This is a genomic window from Jeotgalicoccus coquinae, assembly GCF_014207425.1.
GTDB lineage: Bacteria > Bacillota > Bacilli > Staphylococcales > Salinicoccaceae > Jeotgalicoccus > Jeotgalicoccus coquinae.
In genome coordinates this window covers 24,956-42,278 of sequence record NZ_JACHFF010000004.1, presented here as the reverse complement: position 1 = coordinate 42,278, position 17,323 = coordinate 24,956, and the positions used below count along the sequence as shown (strand labels likewise).

20 protein-coding genes are annotated in these 17,323 nt (G+C 40.8%); 12 read left to right on the top strand and 8 right to left on the bottom strand.

The genetic code is table 11. From position 1 onward, the window contains the following. Positions 1-12: 12 nt before the first annotated feature. Positions 13-972, bottom strand: a complete 960-nt coding sequence (locus HNR41_RS10415) for a threonine ammonia-lyase (RefSeq protein WP_184284421.1) — start codon at positions 970-972, stop codon at positions 13-15. Between the two features lie 134 nt (positions 973-1,106). On the opposite strand from HNR41_RS10415, the gene HNR41_RS10410 reads away from it, so the two are divergent. From HNR41_RS10410 to HNR41_RS10400, 3 genes are read left to right on the top strand one after another with little or no spacing between them, the layout of a single operon-like run. Continuing rightward, positions 1,107-1,808: a GTP pyrophosphokinase gene (locus HNR41_RS10410; protein WP_184284715.1), complete on the top strand. Its 702-nt coding sequence runs from the start codon at positions 1,107-1,109 to the stop codon at positions 1,806-1,808. A gap of 36 nt (positions 1,809-1,844) precedes the next feature. Further along, positions 1,845-2,879: a DUF4097 family beta strand repeat-containing protein gene (locus HNR41_RS10405; protein WP_184284419.1), complete on the top strand. Its 1,035-nt coding sequence runs from the start codon at positions 1,845-1,847 to the stop codon at positions 2,877-2,879. Between the two features lie 15 nt (positions 2,880-2,894). Continuing rightward, positions 2,895-3,194: a TIGR04104 family putative zinc finger protein gene (locus HNR41_RS10400; protein ID WP_184284417.1), complete on the top strand. Its 300-nt coding sequence runs from the start codon at positions 2,895-2,897 to the stop codon at positions 3,192-3,194. A 38-nt stretch (positions 3,195-3,232) separates the two neighbouring features. On the opposite strand, the gene HNR41_RS10395 is transcribed toward HNR41_RS10400, so the two are convergent. From HNR41_RS10395 to HNR41_RS10380, 4 genes are read right to left on the bottom strand one after another with little or no spacing between them, the layout of a single operon-like run. Then, the gene (locus HNR41_RS10395) at positions 3,233-3,955 is read right to left on the bottom strand and encodes an ABC transporter permease (protein ID WP_184284416.1); all 723 of its coding nucleotides are present in this window, start codon (positions 3,953-3,955) and stop codon (positions 3,233-3,235) included. Further along, positions 3,942-4,817: an ABC transporter ATP-binding protein gene (locus HNR41_RS10390; RefSeq protein ID WP_184284414.1), complete on the bottom strand. Its 876-nt coding sequence runs from the start codon at positions 4,815-4,817 to the stop codon at positions 3,942-3,944. Before HNR41_RS10390 ends, HNR41_RS10395 begins: the two co-directional genes overlap by 14 nt. A 24-nt stretch (positions 4,818-4,841) precedes the next feature. After that, positions 4,842-5,444, bottom strand: a complete 603-nt coding sequence (locus HNR41_RS10385) for a DUF2812 domain-containing protein (RefSeq protein ID WP_184284412.1) — start codon at positions 5,442-5,444, stop codon at positions 4,842-4,844. After that, positions 5,437-5,754: a PadR family transcriptional regulator gene (locus HNR41_RS10380; RefSeq protein WP_184284410.1), complete on the bottom strand. Its 318-nt coding sequence runs from the start codon at positions 5,752-5,754 to the stop codon at positions 5,437-5,439. The genes HNR41_RS10385 and HNR41_RS10380 overlap by 8 nt, the downstream gene beginning before the upstream one ends. Positions 5,755-5,953: 199 nt before the next feature. Here HNR41_RS10380 and HNR41_RS10375 point away from each other — a divergent pair, with 199 nt between their 5' ends. Then, a complete protein-coding gene (locus tag HNR41_RS10375) occupies positions 5,954-7,159 on the top strand; it encodes an iron-containing alcohol dehydrogenase (protein WP_229715003.1) in 1,206 nt (401 codons plus the stop codon). Positions 7,160-7,184: 25 nt separating this feature from the next. Here HNR41_RS10375 and HNR41_RS10370 read toward each other — a convergent pair whose 3' ends face one another. Then, positions 7,185-7,391 (bottom strand): hypothetical protein, encoded by a 207-nt coding sequence (locus HNR41_RS10370; RefSeq protein ID WP_184284408.1) that lies wholly within the window; start codon positions 7,389-7,391, stop codon positions 7,185-7,187. Between the two features lie 174 nt (positions 7,392-7,565). Between HNR41_RS10370 and HNR41_RS10365 the strand changes: the two genes are divergently transcribed. The 4 genes from HNR41_RS10365 to HNR41_RS10350 all read left to right on the top strand — a co-directional run bounded on the left by HNR41_RS10365 (position 7,566) and on the right by HNR41_RS10350 (position 11,648). Then, positions 7,566-8,516 carry an ABC transporter substrate-binding protein gene (locus HNR41_RS10365; protein ID WP_184284406.1) on the top strand — a complete coding sequence of 317 codons (951 nt, stop codon included), beginning with the start codon at positions 7,566-7,568 and terminating at the stop codon, positions 8,514-8,516. A gap of 14 nt (positions 8,517-8,530) precedes the next feature. Continuing rightward, positions 8,531-9,559, top strand: coding sequence for an NAD(P)/FAD-dependent oxidoreductase (locus HNR41_RS10360; RefSeq protein WP_184284404.1), 1,029 nt, complete (start codon positions 8,531-8,533; stop codon positions 9,557-9,559). A gap of 124 nt (positions 9,560-9,683) precedes the next feature. Further along, complete coding sequence (gene rlmD, locus HNR41_RS10355) at positions 9,684-11,078, top strand: 23S rRNA (uracil(1939)-C(5))-methyltransferase RlmD (protein WP_229715007.1); 1,395 nt, start codon at positions 9,684-9,686, stop codon at positions 11,076-11,078. A gap of 45 nt (positions 11,079-11,123) precedes the next feature. Continuing rightward, positions 11,124-11,648, top strand: coding sequence for a GNAT family N-acetyltransferase (locus HNR41_RS10350; RefSeq protein WP_184284400.1), 525 nt, complete (start codon positions 11,124-11,126; stop codon positions 11,646-11,648). A gap of 53 nt (positions 11,649-11,701) precedes the next feature. On the opposite strand, the gene HNR41_RS10345 is transcribed toward HNR41_RS10350, so the two are convergent. Both HNR41_RS10345 and HNR41_RS10340 read right to left on the bottom strand, forming a co-directional pair. Next, entirely contained in the window at positions 11,702-12,709 is a 1,008-nt protein-coding gene (locus tag HNR41_RS10345; RefSeq protein ID WP_184284398.1) for an NADP-dependent oxidoreductase, read from the bottom strand. Between the two features lie 132 nt (positions 12,710-12,841). Continuing rightward, positions 12,842-14,029, bottom strand: a complete 1,188-nt coding sequence (locus HNR41_RS10340; RefSeq protein WP_184284711.1) for an NADH-dependent flavin oxidoreductase — start codon at positions 14,027-14,029, stop codon at positions 12,842-12,844. A 163-nt stretch (positions 14,030-14,192) separates the two neighbouring features. Between HNR41_RS10340 and HNR41_RS10335 the strand changes: the two genes are divergently transcribed. The 4 genes from HNR41_RS10335 to HNR41_RS10320 all read left to right on the top strand — a co-directional run bounded on the left by HNR41_RS10335 (position 14,193) and on the right by HNR41_RS10320 (position 17,320). Next, positions 14,193-15,245 (top strand): LLM class flavin-dependent oxidoreductase, encoded by a 1,053-nt coding sequence (locus HNR41_RS10335; protein WP_229715004.1) that lies wholly within the window; start codon positions 14,193-14,195, stop codon positions 15,243-15,245. A 2-nt stretch (positions 15,246-15,247) separates the two neighbouring features. Continuing rightward, the gene (locus HNR41_RS10330; RefSeq protein ID WP_184284396.1) at positions 15,248-15,580 is read left to right on the top strand and encodes a glycine cleavage system H family protein; all 333 of its coding nucleotides are present in this window, start codon (positions 15,248-15,250) and stop codon (positions 15,578-15,580) included. 89 nt (positions 15,581-15,669) lie between these two features. Next, positions 15,670-16,437 carry a protein-ADP-ribose hydrolase gene (locus HNR41_RS10325; protein ID WP_184284707.1) on the top strand — a complete coding sequence of 256 codons (768 nt, stop codon included), beginning with the start codon at positions 15,670-15,672 and terminating at the stop codon, positions 16,435-16,437. Between the two features lie 16 nt (positions 16,438-16,453). Beyond that, positions 16,454-17,320: an SIR2 family NAD-dependent protein deacylase gene (locus HNR41_RS10320; RefSeq protein WP_184284394.1), complete on the top strand. Its 867-nt coding sequence runs from the start codon at positions 16,454-16,456 to the stop codon at positions 17,318-17,320. Positions 17,321-17,323: the final 3 nt, after the last annotated feature.

The following is a 17,323-nucleotide window of genomic DNA, read 5'->3' as shown; positions in this document are numbered from 1 at the left end:
CAGTTTTTTTATTTAGTATTTAATATCTTTAATGTAGTCGAGCTGATCGAATCCAAGGTTGCCGCCGGTAATAACAAAGCAGACTTTATCTTCGGGATGTACTTTAATTTCTCCGTTTACAATACCGCCAATCGCGATTGATGATGATATTTCAGTTAATATTTTTGCTTCCATCAGCATTAACTTCTGTCCCATCTTTATTGCCTCTTCGCTGATCGTATGGAAAGTATCAACATAGTTCTGTACGATTTGGAAATTCTTTTCCCCGGGAATAATGCTGACCAGTCCATCCGCAATCGTCCCTTTATTTTCAACCTGTGTCAGTTTTTTGTTCTTCAGGCTTTCTGAGAACTTCGGAAGATTCGCAGGTTCTGCCCCGTGAATTTTAACACTGTCTTTAGTTTCTTTAACTGCTGTGGCGATGCCACTGATTAAACCGCCGCCGCTTGCAGGTACGAAGATGTGATCCACATCCGGGAGCTGATTCATTATTTCAAGGCCGATTGTTCCTTGTCCGGCCATAATACGGTAATCATTAAATGGCGGAATAAGCGTATAGCCGAATTCATCAACAAGTGACTCCTGTAATTTAAAACGTTCTTCAACAGTAGTGTGAATAACTTCAGCACCATACTCTTTAATTTTTTGAAGTTTAAACGGCGGTGCAGTGTCAGGTACAGCGACAGTTGCTTTGATACCGAGCATTTTTGAAGCATAGGCAACCGCATGACCGTGGTTACCTGAAGAAGAAGTTACGACGCCGTGATTAAGTTCCTCATCTGTCAGCTGTAGCAATGCGTTCATTACACCCCGCAGTTTAAATGCTTTTGTACGCTGCATATTCTCTAATTTTACATATACTTCACAGCCCAGTATTTCTTCAAGATTATGTAATCTTAAAACCGGTGTTTCGATAATATAAGGTTTAATCCTGTCATGTGCAGCCTGAATATCAGATAGTGTTAACGTCATATGTCCATCTCCTTCTAATAAATTAAGTCAATCATAACTCTTTTTCAGAAAAATATAAATATATGATGTTTGATAATATAAACGGTCTCCATCTATAATGAAAGAAACCGATAAATATTATGGGAGTGGCTGAAATGTACGTAGACCGTAAACCATCGATGGATTTAGAAGATATCCGGGAAACAATGGAGAAACGATTCAGTATGAATGAGGATTTTAATTCACTTGAGTATTTTGAGAACATGTTAAACTTTGTGGAACTGAATCATGTGTATTCTTCTGCGCTGGAAGAAATCACGACTAAGCTTAAAATACTGGACGATGAATTCCAGGTCATCCATAAACACAATCCGATTCATCATATGGAACGGAGAGTAAAAGGAACGCGCAGTCTTTTATCTAAACTTGAACGTAAAAATCTGCCGGTTACAATTGAAAGTGCAAAAGAAAATATTCTCGATATCGCAGGAATGAGAGTTATATGCAACTACATAGAAGATATTTATGTGTTGGAAAAGCTGCTCTTAAAACAGGAAGATATTAAGCTGTTAAAGCGTAAAGATTATATTGCAGATCCGAAAGGAAACGGCTACCGCAGCCTGCATATCGTCGTTTCAGTACCTGTATTTTTATCGGAAAGTACAGAACATACACCGGTGGAAATACAAATCCGCACGATAGGGATGGACATGTGGGCGAGCCTCGAACATAAGATGCGTTATAAGAATACAAAAAAAGATACAGAGGCATATATGGCAATGCTTCAGGAATGTGCATCCGAAATATCGAATGTTGAGAACAAGATGCAGGACATGCATAATGATATTAAAGATTAATAACTATAGAGGAAATTTGAAAAGCAGGGGAATTAAATGTTGCTGAATGAGTTTATAACAGAGCTGGAAAAAGAATTGAAAGTACTGCCGGAACCACGGCGCAAAGAAATTATAGAAGATTTTAAAATGCAGATACAAAAAGCGATGGAGCTTGGCGATACTGAAGAGTATCTTCTTAAAATTCTCGGAGACCCTCGTAAAGTTGCTGAGAAATTTATCGCAGATGAAATTATACAAAAGCCGGAAGAAGAAATTACTGCAGAACCGGCTGAAATAAAAGAAGAAAAAGTAAAGAGCAGACAAGCTGTAACCGGAAACTTTGCTTCAGAACTGAAAGATATCAATATTAGTCAGCTTACTATTAACGGTGAAACAGCAGAGATCAAAGTTGAATCAGGAAAGAAATTCGGTATTAAGTTTTTAAGCTATACACATAAAGGGAAACTTGAATACGAAATAAATAATAACCAGCTGACAATTCATCACAGCGGCACGAATGATGTGAAATTCAATACGATTATTGATTTCATGAAAAAGCGCAAACAGCTGAAAAAAGACGAGCTTGTTATTATCTGGCCGCATAAACTGGACATGATTACTATTGATAATAAAGACGGCAAGGTCACTATTAATGATATTGAAGCGGAAGAGTTCAGAATTAAAACCAAAGAAGGCGGAATCTATACTGCAGGACTGACGGGTAACTATGGTGAATTCACGTCATCGATGGGAACCTTAAAAGTGGAATCAAGCGACTTCCGGAACCTTTATATGGAAACGGAAATGGGCAGAATTGTCGCCGGGGGCGTTAAAGCGGAAAGATATCATTTAATTACGGAACTGGGTAAAATTTCGCTGGATAACCTGACGCCGGACAGTGATTTAAAAGCACTCAGTAAGATGGGATCTGTGAATGTAAACTACCGCAGTGAGCCCAGGTTCACTAAAATTGTAACGAGGGCAAACGTCGGTAAAGTGAAAAATGCGCTCGAGAATAATAAAATTGCTGAACAGCTGTACAGAGCAGAGTATATGAGTGAGATGGGTTCAGTTAAAATAACATTATCTTAAAGGGAGCGGATTTATTTGGCACGCTGTACGGAATGTCATACAGAATGGACGTTTAAAGATAAGGCCAAAATATTTAAAACACTGGATGGATCAACAAAGTGTCCGTACTGCGGAAAAAAACAATACATCAGTTTGAAATCGAAAAGGCAGGGATCAATGCTGAGTATGATAGTGATACTGGCGATGTTTGTACCTGTGTTTTTCGATACACCGTTAATGGTGCATATAACAATCGCATTAATAGCCATAGTAGTTGTGCTGTTGCTGCAGCTATCGATAATTAAATTGTCCGGGAAAGAAGAATTCCCCATATAACAAAACTCCGTGGAATATTTCCACGGAGTTTTGTCATATTAATAATCTCTTTTCTGAATTCTAATTAATCCAATTACGATAATCAGGATGATTGTAATAACAGTAGATATATAATGTTCTGTGTTCCAGTTATGTGAACCGACCGTTTCCGAGATAAAGTAAAGCGGCAGCCAGTCTGTTATAAATGTTCCGATGGACTCGGGAAGTTCACTCCACATCAACAGTCCGTCGAGCAGCGTCGGCAGCAGTACAATAGAAAGTATTGCAATGATAAACAGTGCAAGTACATTCGTATAGAATGTGCTGATTGTCAGGAATAATGTACCGTAGAACAGTGCATATAATATATAGTGAACTGTTATTTGCCAGAATAATTCAGATGACATCTCAAGTCCTGCATATTCTGCAAGAAAATAAGTGGAGAGTGTTCCGGTAATTCCAAAAATCAGACCGACAATACCGATGGTAATTACTTTTGATATAAAGTATTTCAAACGGCTTGATTTTTCATTCATTAACAGAGTAACAGTATTCTGACTGAGGTCTTTTGTGAATGACAGCATCGCGATAATGACTACCAGCAGTGAACCGAAAAATGCAAAGAAATAAGTCAGCTGAATGACTTCAAACGGTCCTTTGAAATTAGCTACAGAGTAAGCAATACCAAATGCAGGAAGCACACACAGTACAATTGAAAAGTAAGTGAGCCAGCTCGTCATTATATTTTTAAGATCATACGAAACTAATTTACTGATTCTCATGCTGGCTGCCCCCTTTCATTTGTGTGAAGTAATAGTCTTTAACCGAACGCTGATGCTTGTTAATATCAGCAGGATAAATACTTTCAACACTCAATGCTTTTAACATATCCTGCAGCAGATGCACTGAAGTTGTGGAGACAATATTCTCTGTCTGAACAGCTTCTTTATCGAAAGTTTTGATTACATTCAATGCAAATTCAGCATCGTTATCATCAAAAACAAATGACATTGTCACAGTAGTGCTCAGCTGTTCAACATTTTCTTTGCTGCTGAGTTTGCCTTTGTCGATAAAGACAATGTCGTCACTTACTGCTTCGATGTCTTCAAGTTTATGACTTGAGATCAGCACTTTCATTCCGTACTCTGCAGCAAGTTTCCGGATAATGTTGAGGACTTCAATCGAACCATCAGGGTCCATGCCGTTTGTCGGTTCATCCAGAATTAAATACTCCGGTTTTCTCGCAAGAGCGATGACAAGACCGAGTTTTTGTTTCATTCCCATGGAGTAGGTTTTCATCTTTTTATTTACATAACCTGTCATGCCGAGCTGTTCAAGCAGTGAATTAATGTACGGCTTATCGTAATCCTTTGTATAGATTTTCGAGAAATACTCGATGTTATATTTACCGGACTTATTTTTATAGTATTTCGGTTCCTCGATTAAATATCCGATTTCAGCACTATCATCTTTAGTAACTGTACCGGAGTAGCTTTGGATAATGCTGCACATGATTTTCATCATCGTCGTTTTACCTGCACCATTTTTACCAATTAAGCCTGTGACGTTTGAGTCCAGGGTAAAGTTAATATTGTCGAGAACAACATTGCTCCGGTACTTTTTAGAAATATTACTCAGCTCCATTTAAACATCCCCTTATACGAATTATTAATTTTCCAGTTCAAGTTCTTTTTTCGCTTTATCCATCCGGTAGTAAGCAATGAAAAGCAGTACGATCATAATAGGGAACAGTATTGCAGGAAGCAATCTCATAAGCGCGAAGGGCAGTTCAAACAAAAATGCTCTCCAGAAATTCATGCCCTGCATCTCCCATAAACCGGGTGTTAAAAAAATTATCCCTGCATTGTCCGGATTAAACAGTAATACGTACATTGAGCAGACTAAAAATAACACTGCCAGACCGCTCGTCATTTTCATATATCTCTTATAATAATTAATTTTAGATTCTTTGTCGGAAAATAACTCGTCATTGCCGTCCGGTATTTTTGACCAGACCTGCGTCATCGCTCCGAACCTGCCGCCTCTTATATGATTCCAGCCGAATTCTTCGTGAATACTGACGTATTCTTCGAATTTTGATTGGCTCATCTGTTCCTGATAATCCACACGTGTAACGTAATCTTCCGAAGTTTCTTCAAACTTATAAATTAAATCAAGTGAAATGTCCGTTAAACGGTAGCCCTTGTTCTGTATCTGATTAATCCACTGTTCTTCTTTCAGCGGATCAATAAAAAATTTGTACTTATTCATTTGAACCATCCCCACTCTCATAAAGTGAAATAAATTTATTTAAGCGCTTGTTTTCAAGTTCCAGTATTTCTTTGCCGAGTGCTGTGACCTGGTATACTTTTTTGCGTTCTCCGGGATCTGAAATCAGTTCTATATAATTGTGTTTTTTCAAATTATCGAGTGCACCGTATAGTGTACCTGCTGCGATATTAACCTGACCGTCCGACATTTGACTCACCACCTGCATAATTGCGTATCCATGCAGCGGCTTTCTTAATGCCAGCATAATTAAATGCATCGTTTCCGACAGCGGTAAAAGTTTAGGTCTCATATTATTCACCTCTCACTGTATCGTCTAACTGTATAGTTCAACTATATAGTCTGACTGTATAAATGTCAACTGTACAGTATTTGTTAAAATTAGCGGATAATTTAATCTTTTTATCATTTTACTCTCACTTGAATTTAGGAATGGATATATAGAATATATGTAACGAAAGATTTTGGTACGTCTGGAAGGAAAGATTATTATGCTATTTAAACTGTACAGCCGCGCATATCAGTGGATTATGAAAAGCACTGCGCACTTATTAGACTGGCAGCCGCCGGCAGTTATAAACTGCGTAGGCTGTATTGAAAAACTTGCTCCGAAATTAACTGAACAGAATATAAAAAAAGTACTTATTGTAACAGATGAAGGCATTGTTCAGGCAGGTCTGCTGGATAAAATGCTGAACACCCTGAGTGAAGAAGATATTATTTATTTTATATATAAGGGAACAACGGCAAATCCTACGACAAAAAATATTGCTGAAGCCGTAAAAGTTTATAACGATCAGGACTGCGAAGGAATTATCGGTTTTGGCGGCGGTTCAGCAATTGATTGTGCAAAGGGCACAGGGATTGCAGCTGCCAGGAACACGACGGATTTCAGCCGTTTTAAAGGTGTTTTAAAAGTCAGAAAAACACTGCCTTATTTCATTGCAGTGCCGACAACTGCAGGAACAGGGAGCGAAGCGACAATTGCTGCTGTTATTACAGACAGTGAAACTAAAGAGAAATATGCAATCATTGATACTAAACTGATGCCGGATGCTGCAGTACTTGATCCGGAACTGCTGCTCGGTCTGCCAAAAGATATGACTGCATTTTCAGGAATGGATGCATTAACACATGCGGTTGAATCTTATATTAATCAGAGCAACACAAAACAGACGAAAATGCTGAGTGAAGAAGCAATTGAACTGATTTATGATAATTTATATAAATCATATGAAGACGGACAGGATATTCAGGCACGGACAAATATGCAGCGGGCATCTTATTTTGCGGGGAAAGCATTTACGAGAGCGTATGTAGGGAATGTTCATGCAATGGCTCATGCACTCGGTGCCAAATACAACGTGCAGCACGGTCAGGCTGTTTCAATAATTCTGCCGCATATTTTAGAAGAATACGGTGAAGTGATTCATGAAAAACTCGCACATCTCGGGGACATTGCAAAAGTCACTGAAGAAGGGGACAGCAACGAAGTAAAAGCAGAGAAGTTTATAGCGAGCATTAAAGATTTAAATGAGAAGATGAATGTCGGAACGGTCTTTCAGGAACTGAAGGATGAAGATTTGAAGATGCTGGCTGATGCAGCATACAAAGAAGCGAATCCCTTATATCCGGTACCGGTGATGTTCAGTAAAGCGGACTTTATCAGAATGTATAAAAAAGTAATGGTGTCCTGATATAAATAAGGATAGTTCATTTGAACTATCCTTGTTTTTTATGGTGCCGGGTATGAATTGAAGCTTCAACAGCAGCACCGCCGCTTATGCCGAGAGCCAGACCTGCGAGAATCCAAAATGCAACGTGTCCGAAAATTAAACCTGTGATAATTCCTAATATAATACCGATTGCGGCACCAATTGCCATGAAACGGTAAACGGAATTAAAGTCGCGATGTCTGTATGCAGTCATGCGATCATCCCCTTAACGGTATAATTTCTCTCTTTTTATTTATATACCACAACCGGAGCAATTAAAACGATTGGCAGTAAGAACAGTTGACATTATCTTCCGGAAGGAATAAAATTCTACTGATAATGATTATCAGTGTCATAATGAATTATAATAACCGAATGGAGAAAATAGATGAAAAAATTAGCAGCTTTAATGCTTGGAATGTCAATCTTTGCAGCAGGGTGTTCAAACGAGGAAGGAAACACAGCTGAGGAGTCCTCAGAAGAGAGTACAGGCGAAGAACGTGTCCTTACAGATGACGCAGGCAACGAAGTTACAGTACCTGCAGATCCGGAAAAAATTATCGGTACATATCTGGAAGATGATTTACTGACATTGGACGAAACGCCGTCAGCACAATGGACAGTCGGAGAAGACAGTGTCCAGGAATACCTGCAGCCTGAAGGGCTTGAAGGACTGCCTTTAATGCCGTTTGATCTGCCGTTTGAAGCAGTCGTGCAGGAAGAACCGGACTTACTTCTGTTAAGTTCAGCTGACCTTGCTTCAGGAGATAAGTACGACAGCTACGCTAAAATTGCACCGTCATTTGTCGTTGAAAGCGGAGATTATGATGACTGGAGAGACCGCTTGACACGTGTATCTGAAGTGTTTGGCAAAGAAGACCTGGCAGCAGAGAAAGTCGCTGAATACGACACACTTGTAGATGAAACTTCAGCTGAGCTGGATAGCGAAGTTGGTGAAGAGACAGCCATCGCAATCTGGTGGACAGGTGATTCATACTTCATTTCAAACAAAGATAAATCGAGCGGTGAAGTATTATATAACGATTTAGGATTAAGCGTGCCCGGACTTGTAGAAGAACTGTCGGCGGATAACGAAACACCGTGGATTGAAGCATCGCTGGAAAGTCTTGCAGAACTTGATGCAGATCACATTTTCTTTATAGGTAATGAAGAAGGCGACAGTAAAACAGCATTGTCAGATGATGTCTTCAAAAACATCCCGGCAGTAGAAAATGGCAATGTTTACGAATACACACAGGCTGACAGCTGGTTATACAGCGGATATATTGCCAACAGTTTAATTGTTGAAGATGTCGAAGAAGCATTAGGTTCTAACTAAGGAGTGTATTTTTGATGACGGAAAACATATATGATGTCACGGTAATCGGCGGGGGACCTGCCGGATTGTTCAGTGCATTTTACGCAGGACTGCGTGAGATGAAAACGAAAATTATCGACGGGCAGGATAAGCTAGGCGGAAAAGTGCATCTTTATCCGCAGAAAATGATTTGGGACATCGGCGGAACTGAGCCGCTCCCTGCAGGACAGCTGATTGAAAAATCGATTGCACAGGGACTGACGTTTGAGCCGGAAGTCGTGCTGAATACAATCGTGACAAATATTCAAAAAGAAAATGATGAATATTTTACGGTTGAAACGTCTGAAGGCGGTAAACACTATTCGAAAAGTGTCATTATAACGATTGGCGGCGGGGGAATGATTAAACCTGTTAAGCTGAATGTGGAAAATGCACATCTGTTTGAAAACAAAAATCTGCACTATGCAGTGCCGGACATTCAACGTTTTATTGATAAGAAAATACTCATTACAGGCGGCAGTTACTCAGCGGTTGACTGGGCAAATGATCTGTCGCCGATTGCGCGTGAAATACATATTATTTACCGCGGTGATGATTTAACAGCACATGAAGCAGATGTTACAAGACTGGAAAGAAACGGTGTTAAAATAATGACTCAGTCCGAGGTTACCGGAATCAGCGGCGGAGAGCTGATGGAGTACGTTGAGATTACCAATAACCAGACAGGTGATATTACGAATGACGCTTACGATGAACTGATTGTGAATCACGGCTATGACCAGGAAAATCTGCTGTTCAGAGAGAATAATCTCGGTCTTGACCTTGAAAATGATTTCTTCGTAAAAGCAGCGCCGACAGGTCTGACGAATGTACCGGGTATATTCGCAGCAGGAGACTGTATCAGATATTCAGGGAAAGTAAACCTTATAGCAGGTGCATATGCCGATGCAGTCAATGCGGTGAACAATGCAAAAACGTACATTGATCCGAAGGCGGACCAGTTTGCGATGGTGTCATCACATAACCAGCGTCTGAAAAATAAAAACAAAAAACTGATGTACTAAATATTCGGCACCATTACTGAATTCCCGGTAATGGTGCTTTTGTCATTTTAGCTTGCAACAATTCATGACAATAAGTAAAATTGTATGAACGATATAGATGTGTGAGGAGATAAAAGTGGCTAATATTAATAATGATCATATAGAAACATTTACGATAAAGATAGATGACCTGGATAAAAAGGGTTCAGGCCGCGGTTATGCACTGCGTGACCATGGCGGACACAAACCCCGCAAGTTAAATCTGGCTGTACCGCAGACGTTAAGAGGGGAAACGGTCACAATCGATGTGCCGAATCCGACGAGAAAACGTGCGAATGTGCTGCCTAAAGAAATTGTATCTGCAAATCCTGACAGAGTGACACCGCCATGTCCGCACTTTGAAATGTGCGGCGGCTGTGTATGGCAGCACTGGAGTTATGAAGCTCAGCTCAAGGAAAAAACTGATTTTGTTAAGCGCGAGCTTAACAAGAATCAGTTCGATACTTCTGTAGTTAAAGATGCGATTGGTATGGAAAACAATCCGTTTGAGTACCGCAACAAGATGGAATTTACATTTGGTAAAAACGGTGAACTCGGCATGCACGAACTGGGGAACTTCCGTAAAATTATCGATCTTGATACGTGCTTAATTGCGAACAATGAAATGGTTGACGCGATGCTTGTTGTTTCTAAATGGGCAGGAAAACATGAACTCCCTGGTTATGACAAAGAAAATCACGATGGACTGCTTCGTCACTTAATGGTCAGACGTTCTCAGGAAACAGGAGAAATGATGCTGGCAGTATTTGCGACTGACAAACCGGAAGGCGAGTTAAAGCCGTTAATCGATGAACTTGTTGAAGAACTGACTGCACAATTTGATAACCTGAAGAGTTTAATGTGGATGGTTAATACAGATATTGCAGACCGTACGCAGTCCGAAGACACACACCTGCTATTCGGCAGAGACTATATTCACGATGTAATGTACGGTTATAAATACCGCACGTGGTTCGATACATTCTTCCAGACGAATCCGACACAGGCGGAAAAACTTGTTGAACTGGCAATTGAAATGGCTGATGCGAAAGAACATGAGCGTATGATCGATCTGTTTTGCGGTGTAGGAACATTCTCACTGCCTTTTGCAGCAAAAGTGAAAGAACTTGCAGGGATTGAAATTGTGGAATCATCTATAGAATCAGCGAAACGCAATGCAACGGATAACGGTATTGATAATACTTACTTCCTTGCAAAAGACGCACGGCACGGTATGGATGAAATTCTTGAAACATGGGGCATTCCGGACTTACTGATGCTGGATCCGCCGCGTTCAGGCGCAGGCGGCAAAGTAATGCGCCGTATCGCAAGACTGGAAACAGACAGAGTGATATACGTATCATGTAATCCGGAAACATTCGCGGAAGATATTACATGGCTGCGTGAATTCGGTTATGAATTGAAAGAAGTACAGCCGGTGGACTTATTCCCGCACACTGTACACGTTGAAGTAGTGAGTTTGCTGGTTAAAACAAAATAGAAATTTTAGTATTACCGGGATTACAAGTGAAAGGTGATTAATAAAGTGATTAATTTAATTCATTTGGATAAAACTAATGAATTGCTAAAGGTTAAAGACTTATATCTAGAAGCATTCCCTAAATATGAACGTGTTCCTTTTTGGCTTTTGATATATAAATCAAAAAAGAAAAATTGTGATTTATTTGCGATATATGATGAGAGTGAGTATATCGGCTTCCTGTACTTAACATATTATAAAGATATTGTTTATGTGTTTTATCTTGCTATTGAACCGTCACAGCAGTCTAAAGGTTACGGGAGCATAGTATTACAGCACTTGAAAGAAATTTACACAGACAAACGTTTACTTTTAAATATAGAAAAAGTGGATCGTTCTGCTGATAATTATGAGCAGAGATTTAAAAGAAAACAATTTTATGAGAAAAATGGTTTTTTAAATACTAATTTTGAAATTGAAGATAAAAATATAGTTTACGAAATTCTGTATTCAGGGGAAGAAGTTTATGAATTTGAATATCATGCTTTATTCAAATCTTATTATGGCAGAATATTAAACTTAATTTTTTAAAATAAAGAAGCCGTTTGAAGACTGATAAAGTCTCCAAACGGCTTCTTGTTATATTAATCTAATGCATCCGAAACTTTAACAATCTGTTTGCCGAAATTATTTCCGGTAAAGAGATTCCTAAATGCCTCAGGAAGTTTATCGAATCCGTCAGCAATGGATACTTCGGATTTAATTTTACCTTCCTGAATCCACTGTGCGAGCTGCCTGCTCGTTTCTTCAGCATCATCGGCGAACTGGGCTACGAGGAAGCCCTGCATAAGCACCTGGGATTTAACAAGCTGTCCCTGAACACGCGGACCGTTATCTTCTTTACTGTTGTATGAAGAGATTGTGCCGCAGACAGGAATTCTCGCAAAGCGGTTAAGATATTTAAATACTTCATCCGAAACAGTGCCGCCGACGTTTTCAAAGTAAACATCAACACCGTCAGTTAAAGCTTCAGCTAATTTTTCCTTGAAGTCATCTGCTTTATAATCGACGCCCGCGTCAAAACCTAATTCTTCAGTCAGGTACTTCACTTTTTTCGGACCGCCGGCAATACCGACAACTTTGGCACCTTTAATTTTTGCTATCTGACCAACGACCGAGCCGACTGCACCTGAAGCGGCTGATACAACAACAGTTTCACCAGGCTGCGGTTTGCCGATATTTAACAGACCGCCGTAAGCAGTGTGGCCCGGCATACCGAGTGTACTTAAATATAAGTGAAGCGGAACGTCCGTTGATGCGACTTTCTGTACACTTTCGGCAGGGATAGTATTATATTTTTTCCATGGCAGATGTCCTGTCACGACATCATTTTCTTTAAAACTGTCTGCATTCGACTGAATAACTCTGCCAAGGACATGTCCGTTTAATGGTTCATCTATATTAAAAGGTTTCGCATAAGATTTCGCATCATTCATGCGGCCGCGCATATATGGATCGACTGATATATAAATACTCTCAATAACCAGTTCATTTTCACCCGGTTTTTTTACATCAGTCTCCTCAAATCTGAAAACATCATCACCCGGGAGACCATCCGGACGTTTTGCTAATACAAGCTGTTCATTATTCAAAATAATCCTCCTCAAAATGTTGTCTTTTCTCTATTACCCTGAATAGCACATGTTCAATTATATTACGTGGTATACAAACAAAAAACGGGTGGACAATGTCAAAAGAACACAGTCCACCGAGCTTAAAAAATATTATACTTCATCCGCCAGTCTGCGCAGTTCATCGCGTGTTTCTTTAGGCAGTCCTTCGCCGTAATCCATCATACGGACGATATCTTTAAACGCAGCTTTCGGTATTTTTAAATCATCGAGGTCTTCAATCGTGAACTGCAAATCAATGTCATCTTCACGGCCGTCGCGCAGTTTAGGCACGAAGTCCGGTTCTGTAATGAACGGGCTCGATGCACCGACCATGTCTGCATATACCAATGCTTCCAGCGCTTTATCCGGTGTATTTATACCGCCTGTTGCCATCATCGGAATTTTACCTTTAACGTGGTCATATACGACTTTGTTCACAGGTTCTCCCTGATGCGGTCCTTTAGCACGTACTTCATTCTGATAAATATTGCGTCCCCAGCTTGCGATCGCTATATAGTGAATGTCTGTTATTTCCCGGGCCCAGTCGATGAACTGTAAAAATTCATCCACACTGTAGCCGACGTCTTCACCGCGTGTTTCTTCGGGCGTGCCTCTGAATCCGAAAATAAAGTCTTCCGGCGCTTCTTTTTTAATTACATCGCTGACTGCTTTAATTACTTCAAGGCCGAAGCGGGAACGGTTTTCCAATGAGCCTGCACCGTATTCATCATCACGTTCGTTTGAAAATTTCGAGAAAAATGTCTGGATCAAAAGACGCTGTGCAGCCGATACTTCAACACCGTCAAAGCCTGCTTCGATTGCACGTCCCGCTGCATCTGCATACTGCTGAATAACGGTATCTATTTTACGTTTTGTCATCGGCAGCACCTGGTGCTTTACGGGTGTATTGAGTTCCATAAAACTCGGTCCGTAAACGACGCCGAGATCCAGTATGGCCTGATTTGAAAATCGGCCGGCATGTGTCAGCTGTAGTATCGCTTTGGCTCCGTCTTTTTTCATCGCTTTGGCCAGTTTTTTAAGCCCCGGCACTGCGCGGTCATTCGCAACGCTGAAGCCGTATTCAAACAGCTGGCCGTACGGTTCGATATATGCGGCGCCTGTCACCTGAATCGGTGCTGATGATGCACGGCGGGCATGATACAGTTCATCTTCTTCTGTGACATAGCCGTCGATTGTTGACGAGTTAGTAATCATCGGCGACAGAACAAAACGGTTTGACAGTTCGATGCCGTTCGGTAAAAGTAAGGGTTCAAATAAAGGCGAGTATTTTTTATTCATCATGCTGCTCCTTAATATGTACGTTCTTTTTATCGTTACTTTCAAAGTAGCAATCTATAAAAATATTGTCAATCAGTTGATATACCGAATTATTTTAATATTATTGCAATTACATTGACGATAAAAATTAACACCGATATAATGAGTATGCTTTTGAATTATAATGAGCGGTAAAGGATATGTGCAGATGGTTAAATTAAACGTATTGGATTATGCCGTAATAGATGAAGGACAGTCACCGGCCGATGCATTGAATGAAAGTGTCACCCTTGCAGAGCGGGCGGAGAAGCTCGGTTTCCACAGGTTCTGGATGGCGGAACATCATGATGTGCGTGCATTTGCCAGCAGCAGTCCGGAAATGATGATGATGCACATTCTGGGGAAGACCACATCGATTAAACTTGGTTCGGGCGGCGTCATGATTCCTCATTACAGTCCTCTGAAAGTTGCAGAGAACTTCAGAGTGATGGAAAACTTATATCCCGGCAGAGTGGATCTCGGGATTGGCAATACACTTGGAACACCTGCTGTAAACAGATCGATGAACGAAATGCGTCCGCGCAAACAGCGGTATGAAGAAAATATCAGCGATATAAAAAAATACGTCTCGAACACTGATGATGAAGAACACCGGTTTAATGAAGTAACTGCAAACCCGACAGGGGAGACAAACCCGGAAATGTGGGTGCTCAGCACGAGCGTCCGTACAGCCGAACTGGCTGCACGTCAGGGCATCGGTTATACATTCGGTCTGTTTCCTCATGCTTCGAAAGATAAGACAGCTGTCGGACAGGAAGCGGCCCGTGTGTACAGAGAGAAATTTATACCGTCACCGGTCATGCAGAAACCTCTCATCATGGTCTCGCCTTTTGTAGTTACTGCCGATACAGACGAAGAAGCAAAAGAACTCGCCAAAGCGCTTGATTTATGGCTTCTCGGAAAAATGAATTTCAGTGAATTTGAACGCTTCCCATCGGTTGAAACTGCAAAGAAATACACTTATACTGTAGAAGAACTTCAAAAGCTGTCTGCTAACCGTTCGCGTATGGTCGTTGGTAATGCTAAAAGCGTAAAGAAACAGCTGGAAACACTGGCGGAAACATTCGATGCAGATGAGCTGCTCCTGATTCCGCTGATGCCGGGTGCAGAAAACAGACAGCGTGCGCTGGATTTAATATCATCAGAATTTCAATTAAAAGAACAGAAAGAAGGATAACAATGAAAAAAGTTGCTAACTATTTATGGGTTGAAAAAAATGGCGGGGAGTACACGCTTATCATGACTCCGGAATTACAGGACGATATCGGTACTGTTGGATTTGTAGAATTTACCAAAGCTGAAGAAGTAGCTAAAAATGATTCACTGCTTGAACTTGAAGCCTCTAAAACAGTTCTTGACCTTGCATCGCCGCTGGCAGGTAAAATCGTTGCTGTTAACGATAAAGCAACAGACGAGCCGACACTCTTAAACTCGGCAAAAGCTGAAGAGAGCTGGGTAGTTAAACTTACCGGTGTGGACGAAGCAGAGTTCAATGCGCTTGCTGATGCTTAATTAAAAGCAAAATTTATATTTAAAGGCTTGCATTCATATGTATTTACATAGGGTGTGAGCCTTTTTTTGGAATTGGGTGATAATAAATGATGACTCAGACAGACAGACTGCATTTTTTAATTTCGTACATGCAGCAGGAACAAAAAGTAAAACAGTCGGTGCCCGACACCTTTGAAAAACGGTTTAAAGTATTTCGCGGACTTGCCAATGAACGGCCTGCAGTTAAAGTAAGCAGGGAGTTTCTCGATGTGCAGGATGCTTTTTTATCGGAGTATAACGCCGAAGACGTGACTGAATTTAAATCCCTCCAGCCTGTACAGAATCAGCTTTACATATGGCAGGGAGATATTACGACGCTGAAAATTGAAGCAATCGTCAATGCGGCGAATGCTGAGATGCTCGGCTGTCTGATCCCGAATCATAATTGCATCGACAATATTATCCATACGAAAGCAGGCGCACAGCTCCGTCTTGAATGTGCTGACATTATGAATAAGCAGGGCAGAAAAGAAGCGGTCGGCAGAGCGAAAATAACTTCCGCTTACAACCTGCCTTCGGATTATATTATTCATACAGTCGGACCGGTAGTGCAGGACAGCAGAGTGTCACTGATGAAACAGGATCTGCTTTCAAAATGCTACAGAAGCTGTTTGGAACTTGCTGATAAAAACAACATTCAATCAATTGCATTCTGCAGCATTTCAACCGGGGTGTTCGGTTATCCTAAAAAGGAAGCCGCAGCAGTTGCCGCAGAAACTGTGAAAAAGTATTTACAGGAATCCGGATCTGCAATCAATGTTGTATTTAATGTGTTCGGTACTGATGATTTAGAAATTTATGAAAATCTTTTGACTTAAGAGAGGTTGTATTCGCATGAATGCTTGGAAAACACTGAAACAGAATGCACCGGAGAGTGAAATCCTGAGAGGCCTTATCGACGAAGCAGATGCAGTAGTTGTCGGTATCGGTGCCGGAATGTCGGCAGCTGACGGTTTCACTTATATCGGAGATCGTTTTAAAAATAATTTCCCGGATTTTATCGAAAAGTATAATTGGTTTGATATGCTGCAGGCGAGCCTGTTTAAATTCCCGACATTGGAAGAGTACTGGGCGTTTCAAAGCCGCTTTATAGTGCTGAACTATTTGGATCAGCCGGCAGGAGAAGCATATATTGCATTGAAAGAAATGATTGAAGAAAAGCCGTATCACGTCATTACGACGAACGCGGATAATGCATTTTACGCAGCGGATTATAATATGGATAAAGTACTGTATTACCAGGGGGAGTATGTCAGAATGCAGTGCTCGGATTTCTGTCACGATGAAACGTATCGCGATGACGAGCTGATGCGTAAAATGGCAAGCGAGCAGCAGAACATGGAAATTCCATCAGAACTTATACCATACTGTCCGAAATGCGGTGCGCCGATGGAAAAGAACAAGCGTACAGCAGAAAAAGGCATGGTTGAAGATGAGAAATTCAATGCGCAGCGGGATGACTATAATGCATTTTTAAAAGAGCATCAGGAAGGCAAAGTGATGTATCTTGAAATTGGTGTCGGTCATACAACGCCGCAGTTTATAAAGCATCCGTTCTGGCGTCAGACCCGTCAGAATGAAAACGCGCTGTTTGTGACGATGAATCAGAAGACTTACCGGATTCCGGAAGCGATTAAATCCCAGACAGTGTTTTTAACAGAAGATATCGGTGAAACTATTTTAAATGCACATAAAAATTAACTG